The sequence below is a fragment of the Paraburkholderia sprentiae WSM5005 genome, from assembly GCF_001865575.2.
GTDB classification, from domain to species: Bacteria; Pseudomonadota; Gammaproteobacteria; order Burkholderiales; family Burkholderiaceae; genus Paraburkholderia; species Paraburkholderia sprentiae.
Window position 1 is genome coordinate 2933130 of record NZ_CP017561.2, and the last position, 18777, is coordinate 2951906.

Here is an 18777-nt window from a genome sequence, read left to right on the forward strand (position 1 = left end):
GCGGCAGTACGGTTCCGACAGGCGAAAAAAAAGCCGGTCCTTGCAGTAAATGCAAAGGACCGGCAATCGCTACTACAGCTCTAGCTGGGCGGGCGATCCGTCCGAACCGCCCGCATACTGGATCAACCGAGATCGACGGGCACAAAAATCTGCGCGTTGTCCCGCTGGATCAGCAACGCAATGCTGTTGCCTGCGCCCGAAATCATCTGTTTCAACTGATCGACGTTCGTGACCGGACGGCCGTTGACTGCGAGGATCACGTCGCCCGGCTGGATGCCGGCGCTCGCCGCCGCGCCGCCCGCCTGCTGCACGAGCAGACCGTGCGACACCGACGCGCCGCTCTTCTCTTCCGGCGTCAGCGGCCGCACCGCGACGCCGAGACGGCCTTGCAGCTGCGTCTGCTGATCGGTCTTGTTCGCCGACGCGACCTTCGAGTCCGAGAACGAGCCGATCGTCACCTTTACGTCCTTGCTGGCCTTATCGCGCCACACTTTCAGCGTCGCCATGCTGCCCGGCGCGAGTCCGGCGATCTTCGCCGGCAGATCTGTGGAATCGCTGACTTCGTCGCCGTTCACCGACAGGATCACGTCGCCAGGCTGCAAGCCGGCCTTGGCCGCCGGACCGTTGGCGTCGACCGAGCTGACCAGCGCGCCTTGCGGCTTCTGCATGCCGAACGATTCGGCGAGCGTCTGGTTCAAGCCCTGCACCGCGACGCCGAGGCGGCCGCGGCTCACGTGGCCGGTCTTGACGAGATCGTCCTTGACCTTGATCGCCTCGCTGATCGGAATCGCGAACGATAACCCCTGGAAACCGCCCGTCTGCGAGTAGATCATCGAGTTGATGCCGATCACTTCACCTTGCAGGTTAAAGAGCGGACCGCCGGAGTTGCCCGGGTTCACCGGCACGTCCGTCTGAATGAACGGCGTGTAATTCTCGTTGGGCAGGGAGCGCGACTTCGCGCTGATGATGCCCGAGGTCACGGTGTTGTCGAAGCCGTATGGCGAGCCGATCGCGACGACCCACTGACCAACCTTGCTCTGGCGCGGATCGCCAATCTTCACCGTCGGCAGATCGCTTGCGTTGATCTTCAGCACGGCGACGTCGGACTGCTTGTCGGCGCCGATCACCTTCGCCTTGAACTCGCGCTTGTCGGTGAGCTTCACGGTGACGACGTTCGCGCCATCGACCACATGCGCGTTCGTCAGAATGTAGCCGTCATTGCTGATGATGAAGCCCGAGCCAAGGCTCGCGCTCGGCTGATCGGGCGCGTCACCGCCGTCGCCGCCCTGCATGCCGGGCACGCCGCCGAAGAAACGTTTGTAGAACTGATAGAACGGATCGTTCGGGTCGATCGGCAACTGGTTGCCGTTGAGTGTGCCGCCGTTACCGCGCATCGCGGTCTGCTTGACCACGTGCTTCGCGCTAATGTTGACGACGGCCGGACCGTAGGTTTCGACGAGACCGGAGAAATCGGGGATACCGGTTTTGGCAGCGGCTTCGGCGGGCATCATCGCGGCTTGCGCCGGCGAGATGACCTGAGGTGCGGGCACATCGCGATGGCCCGCCACATAGCCGGCTGAAAGCGCAGCGGCCACAGCTACCGCAACGGCGCCGCGGGACAAGGTTTTCGCGTTCATCATGAGCTCCTGACTGGAGAAAGTGACTTTGGATGTCGAGGAGCGTAAGCGGCATCACTTAAAAGAGTCTTAAGCATCGCCAGATGGTGGGAACCTCATCTGACCGGGGGCTTCGGGCCGTAGCGACAGCGTGAAAACGGGTTTTGGCCGAAGGGTAAACCACCGTGCTCAGAAGCGTACGGTGACCTGCAAACCACCGGCCGGCGAATCGCCGAGCGACACTTGCGCATGATGTTGCGTGGCAATCCGGCGCACGATCGCGAGACCGAGACCGCTGCCGGCCACGTCGGTGCGCGCGCGATTCGCGCCCGCGCCGGCGCGATAAAAACGGTCGAACACGCGCTCGCGATCGGCCGGATCGATACCCGGCCCGCTATCGGCGATGGACACGACCGGGCGGCCGTCCTCGACACGCAGGCTCACGTCGACGCGGCCGCCATGCGGCGTGTACTTGGTCGCATTATCGATGAGGTTGTTGAACATGACGCGCAGCGCTTCGGCGTCGCCGGTCACGCTGGCGGCGTCGCTCGCCTCGATGCCAAGGTCGACGCCGCGATTCATCGCGAGCGGCGCATAGCTCGCGACGCACTCCCGCAGTAGCTCCCGCAGATCGAGCGTCCCGACGCCCCCGGCGCTGTCCGGCTCGGCGCGCGCGAGCGCGAGCAGTTGCTCGGCGAGGCGGGTCGCGCGCGTGACGCCCGCCTGCAGGTCGGTAAGCGCTTCGCTGCGGGCTGTGTCGTCCTTGGCCCTCGCGACCAGTTGCGCCTGGATCTGCACTGCGGCAAGCGGCGTGCGCAATTCGTGCGCGGCATCGGCGACAAACGCCTTCTGGATATCGAGCGCGGTCGCGAGCCGCTGCAGCAGCGCGTTGAGTGCCCGCACGAGCGGCCGCACTTCGAGCGGCAAGCGCTGATCGGGCAATGGATCGAGCGCCTCCGGATGACGCGTGTCGAGCGCGCTCGTCACGCGCCGCAGCGGCTGCAGCCCGCGGCCGACGATCACCCACACCGCGAGTCCGAGCAGCGGCAGCAGCACGATCAGCGGCCACAGTGTGCGCAGTGCGACGTTGGCGGCGAGCCGATTGCGCACCGACAGCGGCTGCGCGAGTTGCACGACGTTATCGCCGACGATCGCGCCATATACGCGCCATTCGCCGCGGTCCGTACGTTCCGTCGAAAAACCGAGCTCGGCGCGCGGCGCGAGCGGTGCGCGCGGCCGCGAGTAGTACATCAGCATGCCGTTGCGGTTCCAGATCTGCAGCACGATGCCCTCGTCGCCGGTATCGCGGCCGAGCACCTGCGAGAACGGCTCCGCCGGCAGCGCCGCGGCGATCTGCTCGAGCTGGTAGTCGAACAGCTCGTTCGCTTCGGCGAGCGCCTGCCGATAGATCAGCCAGCCCGCGATGCCCACGCCGAGCAGCACCAGCGCGAGCAGCCAGAACAACAGTTGACGGCGAATCGAGCGCATCGGCTCAGGCGTCCTTCGCGATCATGTAGCCCAGTCCGCGTACGTTGCGGATCAGATCGGCGCCGAGCTTCTTGCGTAGCGCGTGGATATAAACCTCGACCGTGTTGCTGCCGATCTCCTCGCCCCAGCCATACATCTTTTCCTCGAGCTGGCTTTTGGACAGCACCGCGCCGGGTCGCGCGAGCAGCGCCTCGAGCAGCGCAAATTCGCGCGCGGATAACGCGACCAGCGCGCCATCGAGCGTCACCTGGTGCGACGCGGGATCGAGCGTCAAATTGCCGTGTCGAATCGTCGAATCGCTGCGGCCGGACTGGCGCCGGATCAGCGCGCGCATGCGCGCGCCGAGTTCGTCGAGGTCGAAAGGTTTGACAAGGTAATCGTCAGCGCCGGCGTCGAGTCCCTTGACGCGATCGGCGACCGCGTCGCGGGCGGTGACAATCAGCACCGGCAGCGCATGGCCGCGCGCGCGCAGCGCACGCAGCACCTCGAGACCGTCGCGCTTGGGCAGACCCAGGTCGAGCAACGCGAGGTCGTAAGGCTGGGCGGCCGCCGCGCGCAGCGCCGCCTCACCGTCCTCGACCCAATCGACGGCGAAGCCTTCGCCGCGCAGCGCCTTGCGCACGCCTTCGGCGATCATCCGATCATCTTCGACTAGCAGGATGCGCATGGTTGTCCGTTCCAAAACATTCGATGATGCCGCATTCTAGCGCCCGCTTCCGGCCTGCGCGGCGTGTGGCGCTTTTTTCACCGCAGCGCCGCGGCATGTCACTACAATGGGCGCTTTGCGTCGCGCGACGGCCGTCGGGCAGCACGCGGCGCGCTACCGCGCCGTCGAAGCCCCGGATGGTCGCACCATTGTCCCGCGCACGCGGCACGCCCTGAAATCCTGCTCGTCCGTTGCCTTTTCACCCGTTCATGACGCACGCTTTTCTGTCTTCCGTCGCCCGCCGCCTGGCGCCGCGATCGCGCCGCATTTTCAATCGCGCAGCCTTCGTGCCTAACCGCCTCGCGGCGCGCACGGCCGTCTGGCTCTGCGCCGCCGCGCTCGGTGCGGGCGCGCTGCTGCCGCTGGCGGCGCAGGCACGCATCAAGCCGATCCATCCGAGCGTCAACGTCACGACGGTGCTGCCGCAACCGGTGATGGTCGGGCTGCAGCGCGCTCACGTGCCGTTGTCGTCGATCAGCGTGGTCGTCGAAAAGGTCGGCGATCGCACGCCGATCCTTGCGCTGAACGCAGGCAAGCCGATGATGCCCGCCTCGACGATGAAGCTCGTCACCACCTACGCGGGCCTGTCGATCCTCGGCCCCGACTACCGCTGGCGCACCAGCGCGTACGCGGACGGCGCGCTCGACGCAAGCGGCGTGCTGCACGGCAATCTGTACATCCAGGGCACCGGCGACCCGAAGCTCGTGCCCGAAGAACTGATCGACCTCGTGCAAAAGATCCACAAGGCGGGCATCAACGGCATCGACGGCGCGCTGGTGCTCGACAAGCGCTACTTCGATCCGTCGACGCGCGATCTGCCCGCGTTCGACGATGACGCGAGCGCGCCGTACAACGTCGGCCCCGATCCGCTGCTGTACGCGTTCAAATCATTGTCGTTCACGGTGACGCCATCGCCGGACGGCTCGGTGGCGATCGACGTGCTGCCCGCGCTCGCGCGACTGCACATCGACAACCAGCTGCGTGCGACGAGCGGCCCGTGCCGGGGCGAGCTGCCGACGCCGACCGTCACGCCGGAGCCCGACGGCACGCTCGTCGCGTCGTTCATCGGCGACTTTCCGGTGCGCTGCGACGCGCGCACGATCAACGTCGCCGTTCTAGATCACTCGACGTTCTTCGCGCGCGGCTTCCTCGCGCTGTGGCAGCAAACCGGCGGCACGTTCACGGGCGCGATCCGCGAAGGCGCGGTGCCGGCCGGCGCGAAGCCCGTCGCGACGCACGAGGGGCCGATGCTGTCGGACATCGTTCGCGACATCAACAAGTTCAGCAACAACACGATGGCGCGCAACCTGTTCCTGACGATCGGCGCCGCCGAGGAAAGGGCGCCCGCCACGCCCGCGAAAGCCGCGCGCGCGGTCGAGGCTTTCCTGGAGCGCGACAGCGTCAACACCGAGTACCTGTCGCTCGAAAATGGCTCGGGCCTGTCGCGCGACGAGCACATCACCGCGCTTGCGCTCGCCGATCTTCTGCAACGAGCGAATGCGAGCCCGGTCGCGCAAGTGTTCGTCGATTCGCTGCCGATCGCCGGTGTCGACGGCACGATGCGCAACCGCCTGACCAGCCAGGGCGCGGGCGGCAACGCACACATCAAGACCGGCACGCTGCGCGACGTGCGCGCAATCGCCGGCTACGTCGCGTCGGCCGACGGCAACAGCTACATCGTCGTCAGCCTGATCAACGATCCGCATTCGGAGGCGGCGCGCGCCGCCCACGACGCGCTGCTCGAATGGGTGTACGAAGGCCCGTCGCAAGGCTTCACGAAGGTCTCCGCGCCTATCGAGGAAGCGCGCCAGAAACCCAGGAAAAACCCGCGCAAACGCGGCGGCCACTGAGTATTTCTTCTAGCGATGCCATGCGCGGCAAGCAGCGAACCGTGTACGCTGTCGGGCAGCATGCGGCGCGCGACAATCATGCGCTCGCCACACAGGGCGCCCGGTCGTGCAGACGGCGCGACCCGCACGAACGATAACGACACCACCCGTCGCGCACCACGCGGCGGTCAGCGATCAGCGAGGGAGACATGACGCGATTCGATGCCGAATTGCTGCTGCTCGCCATGGCGCCCGTCTTTCTTGCCTGCATCGGCTGGGAGGCGTGGCACGCGAGCCGCACGCGCCCGGCCGAGCGGCTCTATAGCTGGCGAGACACGCTGTGCAACGCCGCGCTCGCGCCGGTGCAGCAGGCCGCCGGCAAGCTCGCGTGGCTCGCGACCATCCCTGTCTACGCGTTTTTCTACGAGCATGACCGCACTCGCACATGTACGGCAACGCGGCGGTCGTTCGTCGTGCTGTTCGTCGCGCAGCACCTGCTCTGTTTTCGGCGGCTACGTCGACAAAGTTCCGCACCAGGCAAAACCACCGCCGCGCTACCCGGCTTGAACTCAAACCATACGGCCGCGCTGCCGACATCACGCAGGCCGTAGAAGATTCTGTAAGCTGTCGTCACGCCGTCGACGCGGTGGACGCCGCCTGCAACACATGGCATCAAGGGCCACACATAAGAGGAGATGCAGTCAACATGAATCAAACCGCTTCGAAGAAACAGCAATGGATGCGCGTCACGCAGATCGCCGTGGCGAGCGCAGCGTTCGCCGCGCTCGCGGCGTGCGGCGGTGGCGGCGGCGACAATAACTCGAGCAGCAGCGGGCCGTCGGGGGGTGTCACGCTGCAGGTCGTGTCTTTCGGTGACAGCCTGTCGGATGTCGGCACGTACATGCCGGCGGTCCAGGCCAACGTCGGCACGGGCGGCGGCCGCTTCACCACGAACCCGGGCGAAATCTGGACGCAGAAGGTCGCCGAGTACTACGGCGGCACGCTCACCGCCGCTTATGTCGGCGGTTTCGGCCAGCCGCTCACCGCAGCCGGCGGTCTCGGTTACGCGCAAGGCGGCTCGCGCGTCGATCTGCAGCCGGGCGAGGGCTACGCGCCGAACAACATGGCCGCGACGACGGTGCCGATCACGACGCAGGTCACCGAGTATCTGAGCGCGCACAACAGCTTCAATTCGAACCAGCTCGTGCTGATGAACGGTGGCGCGAACGACATCTTCATCGCGGTGCAAGCCGTCTCCGATGCCGGCACGGCAGCGGCGGCGCAAGCGCTCCAAAGCGGTGGCACCCCGGCCGCCGCGCAGTCGGCGGCAGCCGCCGCTTCGCAGGCGGCCACGCTGAGCGCGCTGCAGGCGATCACGACCGCGGCGACCACGTTCGTCGGCACGGTGCAGAAGGTTGTCGCGTCGGGCGCGACGCACGTGGTGGTGTCGGACGTCCCGGACATCGCGCAGACGCCGCAAGGTCTCGCCGCGGGCGCGCAAGGCCAGGCGCTCATCAACGCGCTCGTCAAGACCTACAACGGCGTGCTACAGCAAGGACTCGCGCCGCTCACGTCGACCAAGCAGGTCATCTACGTGAGCGCGTTCGCGTGGCTGGACCAGACGTTGGCGAACTATCAGTCGCTCGGTTTCACCGTGTCGAATACGGGCACCGCGTGTAACCTGACGTCGATGGCCGCGAGCGCGACCGCATACGCGACGAAGAATCCGAGCGTGCTCGCAACGGGGCAGACGGCGGCATCGTTCGGCAACTCGCTCGCGTCGTCGCTGTTCTGCTCGCCGCAGACCTATACGTTGGCCGGCGCGGATCAGACCTACATGTTCGCGGACCTCGTGCATCCGAGCACGCATCTGCAAGCGCTGTTCGCACAGCAGGTCGAGACGCAGATCGCTGCTAGCGGGCTTGGGAAGTAACGCGGGGTTACGGTCGCCTGAATGTAGAAGGCCCGGCTCGTTGAACGAGCCGGGCCTTTGCTTTTCGCGCTGGCCACGCCTGGCCGGGCAGCGAACGGATCGCGTCAGTGCTGCGCTTCAAATGCCGCCGCCGCGCGCCCGAGCCGATCGTTGACCGCGATCCATTCGATCGTGTCCGGCAGCTTCTCGATCAGAATCCGCGTGACGTTTGCGTGATCGAGCGCGCGCAGCAAGCTGTAGAGCTCGCGTGCATAGACGTGCGGATCTTCGGGCGCGGCGACGAAATGCACACCGTCGGCATCAGCCCATTGTCCTGCACGCGATGCGCGCGCGACCAGCGCAACGCGCTCGCCCGCCTCGCGCACTGCGAGCAGCGGCTCGAGCTCGCCGAACGGCAGCAGCGCGAGCGGCGTGCGCGGCGCGTAATGCGCTTTCAACGTGCCGGACGCGCGCGGCGCGGTCGCGTCCGACCCGTCGGGCAGACGCGGCACTTCGCCGAGCACGTCGGCGATATCCTGCGGCGTCACGTGACCCGGCCTCAACAGCGCCGGAAAGCCGCGTGACAGATCCACAATCGTCGACTCGATGCCGACATCCGACGCGCCGCCATCGAGCACATGAATCGCGCTGCCGAACTCGTCGCGCACATGCTGCGCCGTGGTCGGGCTCACATGACCGAAGCGGTTCGCCGACGGCGCGGCGACGCCGCCATGTCCGCCGCGCAGCGCGCTGAACGCTTCGAGCAAAGCCTGCGCAACCGGATGCGACGGGCAGCGCAGCCCCACCGAATCCTGCCCGCCACTAACTGCCGCGGGAATGCGCGCGGCGCGCTTGAGGATCAGCGTGAGCGGTCCCGGCCAGAACGCGTCGATCAAGCGCTGCGCATCCGCGGGCAAATGCTCGACCCAGTAGTTCGGATCGCCGTGCGGCGCGAGATGCACGATCACCGGATGATTGGCCGGCCGGCCCTTCGCCGCGTAAATGCGCGCGACCGCGTCGGGGTTCTCGGCATCGCCCCCGAGGCCGTACACAGTCTCCGTCGGAAACGCGACCAGCCCACCCGCGTCGAGCAGGGCCGCCGCATGCCTGATCTGCGCGGCGCTGACGGGCAACGCGTTGGCAGCGTCCTCGGCGGGTTTCTGTTGATCCGGCATGGCGCGCGCGTCAGCTGGTAGCGATGTGCAGCAACCGCGCGCAATCGCGCGCCGCGGTGCGGGCTTCGTCGAGCGTCGGCGCGGTGAAGTTCACGTGGCCCATCTTGCGGCCGCAACGCGCCTCTTCCTTGCCGTACAGATGCAGGCGCGCAGCCGGCATCGCGGCGACGTCCTGCCACGGCGGAGTGACCGCCGCACGCTTCGGACCGTCCGGGAACCACACGTCGCCGAGGATGTTCAGCATCACCGCGGGCGAATGCTGGCGTGTGTCGCCGAGTGGCATGCTGGTCATTGCGCGCACCTGCTGCTCGAACTGGCTCGTCGCGCAGGCGTCGACCGTGTAGTGGCCGGAGTTGTGGGGGCGCGGCGCCATTTCGTTGGCGACGAGCGAGCCGTCTTCGAGAATGAAGAATTCGACACACAGCACGCCGACATAGCCCAGCTTGTCGGCGATCCGCAGCGCGGCCTGTTGAGCCTGCTGCACGAGTCCGGGCGACGCGTCCGGCGCGGGGACGATGGTGTGCGACAGCACGCCGTCGCGATGGGTATTCTGCGCGAGCGGATAAACGACCGACGCCCCGCTCGCCGCCCGCGCAATCAGCGCCGACACCTCGAACTTCAGCGGCAGGCGCTTCTCCAACACGCACGGCACGCCGCCGAGCGACGCATGCGCCTCGCGCACTTCGTCGGCGTTGCGCACGCGGAGCTGGCCTTTGCCGTCGTAGCCCATGCGCGCCGTCTTAAGGATGCCCGGCAGCACCGCTTCGAGTTCGCCATCGCCCAGCGCCGCAAGCGCATCGGACGACTCAATCACGACGTGCGGTGCAACCGTCACGCCCGACGACGCGATAAAGCGCTTTTCGGCGATGCGGTCTTGTGCGACGGCGACGCAACGCCCCGCCGGACTCACGAACGTGGTCGTGCCGAGAAAGTCGAGGCTAGCGGCCGGCACGTTCTCGAATTCGGTCGACACCGCCGCGCATAGCCGCGCGAGTTCGGTCAACGCCGCTTCGTCGTCGTAGGCCGCGCGCAGGTGGCGATCGGCGACCGCGCCGGCCGGGCTGGTCTCGTCCGGATCGAGCACGGCGACGCGATAGCCCATCGCCTGCGCGGCAAAGCAGAACATGCGGCCGAGCTGGCCGCCGCCGACCATGCCAAGCCATGCGCCGGGCAGAATCGGTGAAACCGGTGTGTTGTCAGGGTTCATCTTGGTGGTCGGTCGCGGCCGGATACGCGTGGTGCTCGCAGTGCGGGCGGCGGGCATCCGGCCGGGGGGTCGGACAGGAGACGTCGTAAAAAACCACCGGCGCGGTTACAGCGCCGGCAACACCATGGCGTGAGCCGCTTCGTTCTGGCGCACGCGGAATGCCGCGAGCTTGTCCGCGTATTCGGCGCTCGTGCCGGACAGCAGCGACACCGCGAACAGCGCCGCGTTCGCGGCACCCGCCTCGCCGATCGCAAACGTCGCGACGGGCACGCCCTTGGGCATCTGCACGATCGAATGCAGCGAATCGACGCCCTTCAAATATCTGCTTGCGACCGGCACGCCGAGCACCGGCACCGTGGTCTTCGCGGCCAGCATGCCCGGCAAATGCGCCGCGCCGCCCGCGCCCGCGATGATCGCGCGAATGCCGCGCGCGCGCGCGCTTTCAGCATAGGCGAACATTTCGTCGGGCATGCGGTGCGCGGACACGACCTTCGCTTCGTACGGCACGCCGAATTCCTGCAGGATCGCGACGGCGTTTTTCATGACTTCCCAGTCGGAACTGGAGCCCATCAATACGCCGACAACCGGCGCATCATGCGTATGGGCGGTGTGTGCTTCACTCATCTTTACGGCTTCCTTGTTTCCGGGCGATGCGCGCCTGACACGGCGCGCGCAATCAGCGATCAGATTAGTCGAGCTTGTGCCCGGTCAGGCGCTCGAGCGCTTCCTGGTATTTCTCGCCCGTCTTGACGACGACGTCGTCCGGCAGCTTCGGCGCCGGCGGCTCTTTCTTCCACGGCTGGGTTTCGAGCCAGTCGCGCACGAACTGCTTGTCGAACGACGGCGGATTGGTGCCGACCTGGTACTGATCCGCCGGCCAGAAGCGCGACGAGTCGGCCGTGAGCGCCTCGTCCATCAGGTAGAGCTTGCCGTGGTTGTCGAGACCGAACTCGAACTTCGTGTCCGCGATGATGATGCCGCGCGTCGCCGCGTAATCAGCGGCTTCCTTGTACAGGCGGATCGAGATGTCGCGGATCGTGGCCGACAGCTCGGTGCCGATGCGGCGCTCCATCTCGTCGTAGGTGATGTTTTCGTCGTGGTGGCCCATCTCGGCCTTGGCGGCCGGCGTAAAGATCGGCTCGGGCAGCTTCTGCGCGTTCTGCAGGCCCGGCGGCAGTTGCACGCCGCACACCGAGCCGGTCGCCTGGTAATCCTTCCAGCCGCTGCCGGCCAGATAGCCGCGCACCACCGCCTCGACGAGGATCGGCTCGAGACGCTTGACGACTACCGCGCGCCCCTTCACCTGCTCGACTTCGTCCGGCGCGACCACCGACTCGGGCGCGACGCCCGTCAGGTGATTCGGCACCACGTGCTTCAGCTTCTCGAACCAGAAGTTCGCCATCGCGTTGAGCACGCGGCCCTTGTTCGGAATCGGCTCGCCCATGATCACGTCGAACGCCGACAGACGGTCGGTCGTGACGATCAGCAACTGGTCGTTACCCACCGCATAGTTGTCGCGGACTTTACCGCGGCCGAGCAGCGGCAGCGAGCGGAGCGTGGATTCGTAAAGGGTAGACATCGTCGTGGTTCGCTAAAAGTGGGGCAAAAAATGTGACCGGAACAAAAGGGAAACGCCGTTCCCCGGATGATGCGGGAACGGCGATCGGACGACAACCTGGCCAAACGGCCAGGCGCGGAGCCAAAACTACAGCTTAGCGGACGATCTGCGCGAGCTCGCCCGACTTGTACTTCTCCGCAATTTTATCAAGCGCAACCGGCTTGATCTTGCCAGCCTGGCCTTCGCAGCCGAATTGCATATAACGGTCGATACAGATCTTCATCGCCGCTTCGCGCGCCGGCTTCAGGTAGTCGCGCGGATCGAACTTGCCCGGGTTGGTCGCCATGTAGCGGCGGATCGCGCCCGTGATCGCCAGACGCAGGTCGGTGTCGATGTTGACCTTGCGCACGCCGTGGCGGATACCTTCCTGGATTTCTTCGACCGGTACGCCGTAGGTTTCCTTCATGTCGCCGCCGAACTCGCGGATCTCCGCGAGCAGCTCCTGCGGGACCGACGACGAGCCGTGCATCACGAGGTGCGTGTTCGGAATACGCTGATGGATTTCCTTGATGCGTTGGATCGACAGAATGTCGCCCGTCGGCTTCTTGCTGAACTTGTAGGCGCCGTGTGACGTGCCGATCGCGATGGCCAGCGCGTCGCACTGGGTCAGCTTGACGAAGTCGGCAGCCTGCTCCGGATCGGTCAGCAGCTGCTCGCGCGTCATCGTACCTTCGGCGCCGTGACCGTCTTCCTTGTCGCCCTTCATCGTTTCGAGCGAACCGAGCACGCCCAGCTCCGCCTCGACCGTGACGCCGATCGAGTGTGCCGCTTCGACGACCTTGCGCGACACTTCGACGTTGTACTCGTACGATGCGACCGTCTTGCCGTCGGCTTCCAGCGAACCGTCCATCATCACGCTCGTGAAGCCGCTGCGGATCGCCGCCATGCACACCGCCGGCGACTGGCCGTGATCCTGGTGCATCACGACCGGGATGTGCGGATACGACTCGACCGCCGCTTCGATCAGATGACGCAGGAACGGCTCGCCCGCGTACTTACGCGCACCAGCCGAAGCCTGCATGATGACCGGAGCGTTGACCTTGTCGGCCGCGGCCATGATCGCCTGCACCTGCTCCAGGTTGTTCACGTTGAATGCCGGAAGGCCATAGCCGTTCTCCGCGGCATGGTCCAGCAGTTGACGCATTGATACGAGAGGCATGCTGAAACTCCTTAGATTGAAACGAATTCTTTTGCCGTCGGCATCTGTTGCGGCGATTTTATCGCGAAGCAGACCGCGTTCCCCCGCTGACACCGGCGCGTTGGTGCGCCGTCGCACATGGACCATGCGGGGTGTGCCGGCCTGCTTCGATCAATCGCGCCCGTGCCGATCGAGCGGTCCTGCCTGATCAGTACGGTTCACCGACCCGCACGATCTTCAACGTGTTGGTGCCGCCTGCCTGGCCCATCGGCTCGCCGACCGTCAGCACGACCATGTCGCCGTGCGACGCGTAGCCCTTGCCGACCACCGTTTCGAGCGCTTGCTGCAGCGCGGTGTCGCGGTCGGTGTTGGTGTCCAGATGCAGCGAAGTCACGTTGCGGTACAGCGCCATCGCGCGTTCGCTGCCGACGCGCGGCGTCAGCGCGAAGATCGGCACGTGGGTCCAGTGGCGTGACATCCACAGCGCGGTCGAGCCCGATTCGGTCAGCGCGACGATCGCCTTCGCGCCGAGGTGATAGGCGGTGAACAGCGCGCCCATCGCGATCGACTGGTCGATCCGCGTGAACGTGCGGTTGAGGAAATCCTTGTCGAGCTCCGACTGCTCGGACTTTTCCGCTTCGACGCAGATCGCGGCCATCGTCTCGATGGTCTGCACCGGGTACTTGCCCGCCGCCGATTCCGCCGACAGCATCACCGCGTCCGTGCCGTCCAGCACCGCGTTCGCGACGTCCGACACTTCCGCGCGGGTCGGCACCGGCGCGTGGATCATCGACTCCATCATCTGCGTCGCGGTGATCACGAACTTGTTCGATTCGCGCGCCATCCGGATCATGCGCTTTTGCAGCGCCGGCACTGCGGCATTGCCCACCTCCACGGCCAGATCGCCACGCGCGACCATGATGCCGTCCGACGCGTCGAGGATGCCTTGCAGCGCCGGAATCGCTTCCGCGCGCTCGATCTTCGCGATCATCTTCGGCTTGATGCCGTACGGCGCGCCGGCGATATTCGCGAGCTGGCGGGCCATTTCCATGTCGGTCGCGTTCTTCGGAAACGATACCGCGATGAAATCGACGCTGAGCGACATCGCCGTGCGAATGTCCTCCATGTCTTTCGCGGTCAGCGCGGGCGCCGACAGACCGCCGCCCTGGCGGTTGATGCCCTTGTTGTTCGACAGCTCGCCGCCGATCTTCACGATCGTGTGGATCTCGTGGCCGATCACGCGCTGCACGCTCAGCACGATGAGGCCGTCGTTGAGCAGCAGCACGTCGCCCGGTTTCAGGTCGCGCGGCAGATCCTTGTAGTCGAGGCCGACGCGCTCGTCGTTGCCGAGCTCGCATTCCGCGTCGAGGATGAACGGATTGCCGGTGGCGAGCGTCGTGCGGCCGTTCTCGAACTTGCCGACGCGGATCTTCGGACCTTGCAGATCGGCCATGATGGCGACTTCGCGGCCGGCCTGACGGGCCGCCTCGCGCACGAATTCGGCGCGCTGGCGATGGTCGTCGGCGGTGCCGTGTGAGAAATTGAGCCGCACCACATCCAGTCCCGCCTGAATCATTTGCAGCAGGATTTCCGGCGTGCTGGAAGCCGGACCGATAGTAGCGACAATCTTGGTAGCGCGATGCATGAGTCTCCTCGTCTGGAAAGGATCGCTGGAAAGAGCGCTGCGGGGCTGCTGCGGAGTCTGCGCATCGAAAGATGCTGGCTGGGGTCGCGCGCCGGCTGCGGCCGGTGTCGCTTTGTGGACTGATGCGGGTGATGCGGTATTCGAGACCGGCGCCTTGCGCGCCGGAGAGTTGTTGTCCTGCTTGCCGGAAGGCCGTTGCGTCCGGGCCGAATCGTGTTGGGCGAATTCGGTGTCTGCGGTTGGAGGCTGCTCTGCGTCGCCGGCCTGAGCATGCTGCCCGACCAGCTCTGTGGTCGAGCCGGCGGCTAGCGCCTGTGCCGCGCGCTCCCCTGCCGGCGCTGCCGCGTTATCGCGCGGCGCATTCGCGCCACGCGCCTTGGTCGACTTCGCCGATCGGGAGCGCGTCGCCACGTTAAGCCCGCGATTCCAGAACTTCGACCGCCGGCAGCTTCTTGCCTTCGAGGAACTCGAGGAATGCGCCGCCGCCCGTCGAAATGTAGCTGACCTGGTCGTGGATACCGTACTTGGCGATCGCCGCGAGCGTGTCCCCGCCGCCTGCGATCGAGAACGCCGCCGAGCGTGCGATCGCGTCCGCGAGCGTCTTGGTGCCGTTGCCGAACTGGTCGAACTCGAACACGCCGACCGGGCCGTTCCACACGATCGTGCCGGCCTTCTCGAGCTGCGCGGCGAGCACCTTCGACGTTTCCGGGCCGATGTCGAGGATCATGTCGTCGTCCTGCACGTCGGCGACGGCCTTCACTTCGGCCTTGGCGGTCGGCGCGAACGCCTTGGCCGTGACCACGTCGGTCGGGATCGGCACCGAAGCGCCGCGGGCCTTTGCCGCGTCGATGATCGCCTTCGCTTCGTCGACGAGATCGGCTTCGGCGAGCGACTTGCCGATCTTCAGGCCGGCCGCGAGCATGAACGTATTGGCGATGCCGCCGCCGACGATCAGCTGGTCGACTTTCTCCGCGAGCGACTTCAGGATGGTCAGCTTGGTCGACACCTTCGAGCCCGCGACGATCGCCACGAGCGGACGCTTCGGCGCGCCGAGCGCCTTGCCGAGCGCTTCGAGCTCAGCCGCGAGCAGCGGGCCCGCGCAGGCAACCGGTGCGTACTTCGCGATACCGTGGGTGGTCGCTTCAGCGCGATGAGCGGTGCCGAACGCGTCGTTCACGTAGATGTCGCAGAGCTTCGCCATTTTCTGCGCGAGCTCGTCGGAATCTTTCTTTTCGCCCTTGTTGACGCGGCAGTTTTCGAGCAGCACGACCGAGCCCGGCGCGACGTTCACGCCGTTTTCGACCCAGTTCGCGACGAGCGGCACGTCGCGGCCGAGCAGCTCGGCCAGACGCTTCGCCACCGGCGCGAGCGAATCTTCCGGCTTGAAGTCGCCTTCGGTCGGACGGCCAAGGTGCGAGGTGACCATCACGGCGGCCCCGGCGTCCAGCGCGGCCTTGATGGCCGGCACGGAAGCGCGGATGCGGGTGTCTTCGGTGACGTTGCCTTGATCGTCCTGCGGCACGTTCAGATCGGCGCGGATGAACACGCGTTTGCCGGATAGCTTGCCTTCGGCGATCAGGTCGGAGAGACGCAATACCTTGTTCATGGGCTTGAGTAGGCGAGTTGATGGAAGGCGGTGGTGGACAGCGCGCGGGGACGATGCGCGGCGGACTCCAGCGCTTCGGCCCAACGGCTCCGCGGGATCGGGCGCCGGCCGGCAGCCGGCCGCGACACAAGGCGCCCGGCTGCGGCGCGCTCAACCCGGAAAAAGGCATTTTAACTGATCCAAACGGCCTGCTGACCCGCGACCAGGACGAATCTCGCGTATTTGATCGCGGGGCCGACGATGCCGCGGCGCGGCAGTCATCGCCACACCGCGAACCGGACCGTCACAGGAAGACGCGCATCAGCGTGAACACGACCATTCCGGTCACGATCGTGCCGAGCATGGTGCGTCGCCACAAAAACCAGCCAAGGCCGGCGAGCGTCGCGTAGAGCTCATGATTGGACGCCGCGAACGACAGCCCCTCGGGCGTCGTCAGCACGTCGGGCAACACCACGGCGGCGAGCGCGGCGGCCGGCGCGTAGCGCAGCATCTTCTGCACACGCGCCGGCAGCACCGTGCGCTCGCCGCCGATCAGGAACATCGCGCGCGTGAACGCGGTGACGAAAGTCATGCCGAAGATGGCCAGCCAGACTTGCATGGAGGTCATCGGGAGTCTCCGGCGCGATCGTTCACCCCGCGGATGCGGCGCAGGTCGGCGCGCTCGATCATCAGGTCGGCCGCGCTGCCGGCGGCGATCGCCGCGATCACCGCGAGCAGCAGCGCGAGCCGGTACGGCAGGTCGAGCGCGAGCAGCGACACGATGCCGGCCACGCTGACCGCGACCATCGTCGAGCGAGTGGCGATCGCCGACACCATCACCGGCAACAGCGCGAGCGTGCCGGCGAGCGCGAGCCCCCAGTTGTCGGGAATCAGGCTCGCGAGCAGGATGCCGACGATCGACGACACTTGCCACGACAGCCAGCTCGACACAGCCATGCCCCAGAAGTACGCCTCCTTGCCCGGCAGGTAGCCGGTCGGAAAGCTCTTCTTCACGAACAGCAGATAGATCACGTCGCCGTTGAAATAGCCGAGGAGGATGCGCCGCCACATCGACAGATACGAGAAGTGCGGCGCGAGGCCGGCGCTGAAGATCACGAAGCGGGTGTTGACCATCGCCGCGGTCAGCAACACGGTCCATACGGGCAGTTTTGCTGCGAGGAGCGGCAGCACCGCCAGCTGCGACGAACCTGCATAGCACAGCAGCGACATCGCGAGTGCCTGCGGCAGCGTGAGCACCGACTTGCTCATCGCGATGCCGGTCACGAGGCCCCAGGAAAAAATCGCCATCAGCGTGGGAGCATAGGCGCGCGCGCCTTCACGAAAAGCACGGCGATCGGTATCGGACAGTCGAGCGAGCATCGGACGGAGGGTGCGGCGCAAGGAACGCCGTCAGGAAGACTGGGTCGGCGCCAGGTCGCGAGGCGACCCGTTGGCGCATCCGGAGTTGATTTATGCGTGCGCTGGATTATAGCGCCCGGGGTGCGGCCAAACGCCCGTTGCATGTACAAAAGACGCTAAAATAGCGCTCCCGGCTATGTCCTGCGCGCATGGCCGCACCTCATAACGCACCTGCTGGAGAACCGTATGTCAATGGCCGACCGCGACGGCAAGATCTGGATGGATGGCAAGCTCATCGACTGGCGCGATGCCAAGATCCACGTGCTCACCCACACGCTGCACTACGGCATGGGCGTGTTCGAGGGCGTGCGCGCTTACAAGACCGCCGACGGCGCCACCGCGATTTTCCGCCTGCAGGAGCACACCAAGCGCCTGCTGAACTCCGCGAAGATTTTCCAGATGGACGTCCCGTTCGACCATGAAACGCTCGCCGCCGCACAGCGCGAAGTGGTCCGCGAGAACAAGCTCGAGACGTGCTATCTGCGCCCGATCATCTGGGTCGGCTCGGAAAAGCTCGGCGTGTCGGCCAAGGGCAACACGATCCACGTCGCGATCGCCGCGTGGCCGTGGGGCGCGTACCTCGGCGAAGACGGCATCACCAGGGGCATCCGCGTGAAGACGTCGTCGTTCACGCGCCATCACGTGAACGTGTCGATGGTGCGCGCGAAGGCGTCGGGCTGGTACGTGAACTCGATCCTCGCGAACCAGGAAGCGATCGCCGACGGCTACGACGAAGCGCTGCTGCTCGACGTCGACGGCTACGTGTCGGAAGGCTCGGGCGAGAACTTCTTCCTCGTCAACAACGGCAAGCTTTATACGCCGGACCTGTCGTCGTGCCTCGACGGCATCACGCGCGACACCGTCATCACGCTCGCGCGCGACATGGGCTTCCAGGTAATCGAAAAGCGCATCACGCGCGACGAGGTCTATACCTGCGACGAAGCGTTCTTTACCGGCACGGCAGCCGAAGTCACGCCGATCCGCGAGCTCGACAACCGTGCGATCGGCGCCGGCGCGCGTGGCCCGATCACCGAAAAGCTGCAGTCGGCGTTCTTCGACGTCGTGAACGGCAGGAGCGAGAAATACGCGCACTGGCTCACGAAAATCTGAGCGACCTTTCGACCTGCGCCGCGCCGCCCAACGGCGGCGCCCTGCAAGCCCCCGCATACAACGAGAAAGTCTCATGAGCGAAATCAAGGAAATGCCGCTGGTCGAACTGTCGGCAAAAGATCTGCCGGCGTATTGTCCGAACCCGGCCATGCCGCGCTGGAGCGCGCATCCGCGCGTCTTCATCGACGTATCGCACGGCGAAGCGCGTTGCCCGTATTGCAGCACGCGCTACAAGCTGCGCGACGGCGAAGTGATCAAGGGCCATTGATCCGGCGCATCGAGCGGTTCCGAGCCGGCTCGGGCGGCACGCGGCGCCTGTGGGCAAACTG

Annotated in this window: 16 protein-coding genes and 1 pseudogene; 5 read left to right on the top strand and 12 right to left on the bottom strand. The window is 66.2% G+C overall.

The features are described 5' to 3' along the window. Positions 1-122: 122 nt before the first annotated feature. From BJG93_RS13295 to BJG93_RS13305, 3 genes are all read right to left on the bottom strand, one after another. Positions 123-1637, bottom strand: coding sequence for a DegQ family serine endoprotease (locus BJG93_RS13295; protein ID WP_027198733.1), 1515 nt, complete (start codon positions 1635-1637; stop codon positions 123-125). A gap of 168 nt (positions 1638-1805) precedes the next feature. Next, on the bottom strand, positions 1806-3104 hold the full coding sequence (locus tag BJG93_RS13300) for an ATP-binding protein (protein ID WP_027198734.1): 1299 nt from the start codon (positions 3102-3104) through the stop codon (positions 1806-1808). A 4-nt stretch (positions 3105-3108) separates the two neighbouring features. Beyond that, a complete protein-coding gene (locus tag BJG93_RS13305) occupies positions 3109-3771 on the bottom strand; it encodes a response regulator (protein ID WP_027198735.1) in 663 nt (220 codons plus the stop codon). A gap of 248 nt (positions 3772-4019) precedes the next feature. On the opposite strand from BJG93_RS13305, the gene dacB reads away from it, so the two are divergent. The 3 genes and pseudogenes from dacB (at position 4020) to BJG93_RS13320 (ending at position 7572) form a co-directional block, all read left to right on the top strand. Next, the gene (gene dacB / locus BJG93_RS13310; protein ID WP_027198736.1) at positions 4020-5660 is read left to right on the top strand and encodes a D-alanyl-D-alanine carboxypeptidase/D-alanyl-D-alanine endopeptidase; all 1641 of its coding nucleotides are present in this window, start codon (positions 4020-4022) and stop codon (positions 5658-5660) included. A gap of 188 nt (positions 5661-5848) precedes the next feature. Beyond that, a pseudogene (locus tag BJG93_RS13315) lies at positions 5849-6145 on the top strand (sterol desaturase family protein); the annotation flags it as partial. A 200-nt stretch (positions 6146-6345) separates the two neighbouring features. After that, a complete protein-coding gene (locus tag BJG93_RS13320; RefSeq protein WP_027198738.1) occupies positions 6346-7572 on the top strand; it encodes an SGNH/GDSL hydrolase family protein in 1227 nt (408 codons plus the stop codon). Between the two features lie 104 nt (positions 7573-7676). Here BJG93_RS13320 and BJG93_RS13325 read toward each other — a convergent pair whose 3' ends face one another. From BJG93_RS13325 to BJG93_RS13365, 9 genes are all read right to left on the bottom strand, one after another. Continuing rightward, the gene (locus BJG93_RS13325; protein ID WP_027198739.1) at positions 7677-8726 is read right to left on the bottom strand and encodes an L-threonylcarbamoyladenylate synthase; all 1050 of its coding nucleotides are present in this window, start codon (positions 8724-8726) and stop codon (positions 7677-7679) included. Between the two features lie 10 nt (positions 8727-8736). After that, on the bottom strand, positions 8737-9933 hold the full coding sequence (locus tag BJG93_RS13330; RefSeq protein ID WP_027198740.1) for a 5-(carboxyamino)imidazole ribonucleotide synthase: 1197 nt from the start codon (positions 9931-9933) through the stop codon (positions 8737-8739). A gap of 105 nt (positions 9934-10038) precedes the next feature. Next, positions 10039-10557, bottom strand: coding sequence for a 5-(carboxyamino)imidazole ribonucleotide mutase (gene purE / locus BJG93_RS13335; protein WP_027198741.1), 519 nt, complete (start codon positions 10555-10557; stop codon positions 10039-10041). Between the two features lie 64 nt (positions 10558-10621). Then, positions 10622-11512 carry a phosphoribosylaminoimidazolesuccinocarboxamide synthase gene (locus tag BJG93_RS13340; protein ID WP_027198742.1) on the bottom strand — a complete coding sequence of 297 codons (891 nt, stop codon included), beginning with the start codon at positions 11510-11512 and terminating at the stop codon, positions 10622-10624. A gap of 133 nt (positions 11513-11645) precedes the next feature. Further along, the gene (gene fba, locus BJG93_RS13345; protein WP_027198743.1) at positions 11646-12710 is read right to left on the bottom strand and encodes a class II fructose-bisphosphate aldolase; all 1065 of its coding nucleotides are present in this window, start codon (positions 12708-12710) and stop codon (positions 11646-11648) included. 187 nt (positions 12711-12897) lie between these two features. Next, on the bottom strand, positions 12898-14334 hold the full coding sequence (pyk, locus tag BJG93_RS13350; protein WP_027198744.1) for a pyruvate kinase: 1437 nt from the start codon (positions 14332-14334) through the stop codon (positions 12898-12900). 412 nt (positions 14335-14746) lie between these two features. Further along, positions 14747-15940, bottom strand: coding sequence for a phosphoglycerate kinase (locus tag BJG93_RS13355; RefSeq protein ID WP_027198745.1), 1194 nt, complete (start codon positions 15938-15940; stop codon positions 14747-14749). Between the two features lie 283 nt (positions 15941-16223). Then, on the bottom strand, positions 16224-16547 hold the full coding sequence (locus BJG93_RS13360; protein WP_027198746.1) for an AzlD domain-containing protein: 324 nt from the start codon (positions 16545-16547) through the stop codon (positions 16224-16226). Continuing rightward, positions 16544-17299 carry an AzlC family ABC transporter permease gene (locus tag BJG93_RS13365; protein WP_027198747.1) on the bottom strand — a complete coding sequence of 252 codons (756 nt, stop codon included), beginning with the start codon at positions 17297-17299 and terminating at the stop codon, positions 16544-16546. Before BJG93_RS13365 ends, BJG93_RS13360 begins: the two co-directional genes overlap by 4 nt. A 225-nt stretch (positions 17300-17524) precedes the next feature. On the opposite strand from BJG93_RS13365, the gene BJG93_RS13370 reads away from it, so the two are divergent. Beyond that, on the top strand, positions 17525-18448 hold the full coding sequence (locus BJG93_RS13370) for a branched-chain amino acid transaminase (RefSeq protein WP_027198748.1): 924 nt from the start codon (positions 17525-17527) through the stop codon (positions 18446-18448). 73 nt (positions 18449-18521) lie between these two features. After that, the gene (locus BJG93_RS13375; RefSeq protein ID WP_008920434.1) at positions 18522-18716 is read left to right on the top strand and encodes a zinc-finger domain-containing protein; all 195 of its coding nucleotides are present in this window, start codon (positions 18522-18524) and stop codon (positions 18714-18716) included. Positions 18717-18777: the final 61 nt, after the last annotated feature.

Coding starts and splice junctions, on each gene's coding strand:
- BJG93_RS13320 (WP_027198738.1), top strand. CDS start 6,346: ATGAATCAAACCGCTTCGAAGAAACAGCAATGGATGCGCGTCACGCAG.
- BJG93_RS13295 (WP_027198733.1), bottom strand. CDS start 1,637: ATGAACGCGAAAACCTTGTCCCGCGGCGCCGTTGCGGTAGCTGTGGCC.
- dacB (WP_027198736.1), top strand. CDS start 4,020: ATGACGCACGCTTTTCTGTCTTCCGTCGCCCGCCGCCTGGCGCCGCGA.
- BJG93_RS13370 (WP_027198748.1), top strand. CDS start 17,525: ATGTCAATGGCCGACCGCGACGGCAAGATCTGGATGGATGGCAAGCTC.
- pyk (WP_027198744.1), bottom strand. CDS start 14,334: ATGCATCGCGCTACCAAGATTGTCGCTACTATCGGTCCGGCTTCCAGC.
- BJG93_RS13365 (WP_027198747.1), bottom strand. CDS start 17,299: ATGCTCGCTCGACTGTCCGATACCGATCGCCGTGCTTTTCGTGAAGGC.
- purE (WP_027198741.1), bottom strand. CDS start 10,557: ATGAGTGAAGCACACACCGCCCATACGCATGATGCGCCGGTTGTCGGC.
- fba (WP_027198743.1), bottom strand. CDS start 12,710: ATGCCTCTCGTATCAATGCGTCAACTGCTGGACCATGCCGCGGAGAAC.
- BJG93_RS13305 (WP_027198735.1), bottom strand. CDS start 3,771: ATGCGCATCCTGCTAGTCGAAGATGATCGGATGATCGCCGAAGGCGTG.
- BJG93_RS13360 (WP_027198746.1), bottom strand. CDS start 16,547: ATGACCTCCATGCAAGTCTGGCTGGCCATCTTCGGCATGACTTTCGTC.
- BJG93_RS13340 (WP_027198742.1), bottom strand. CDS start 11,512: ATGTCTACCCTTTACGAATCCACGCTCCGCTCGCTGCCGCTGCTCGGC.
- BJG93_RS13330 (WP_027198740.1), bottom strand. CDS start 9,933: ATGAACCCTGACAACACACCGGTTTCACCGATTCTGCCCGGCGCATGG.
- BJG93_RS13355 (WP_027198745.1), bottom strand. CDS start 15,940: ATGAACAAGGTATTGCGTCTCTCCGACCTGATCGCCGAAGGCAAGCTA.
- BJG93_RS13300 (WP_027198734.1), bottom strand. CDS start 3,104: ATGCGCTCGATTCGCCGTCAACTGTTGTTCTGGCTGCTCGCGCTGGTG.
- BJG93_RS13375 (WP_008920434.1), top strand. CDS start 18,522: ATGAGCGAAATCAAGGAAATGCCGCTGGTCGAACTGTCGGCAAAAGAT.
- BJG93_RS13325 (WP_027198739.1), bottom strand. CDS start 8,726: ATGCCGGATCAACAGAAACCCGCCGAGGACGCTGCCAACGCGTTGCCC.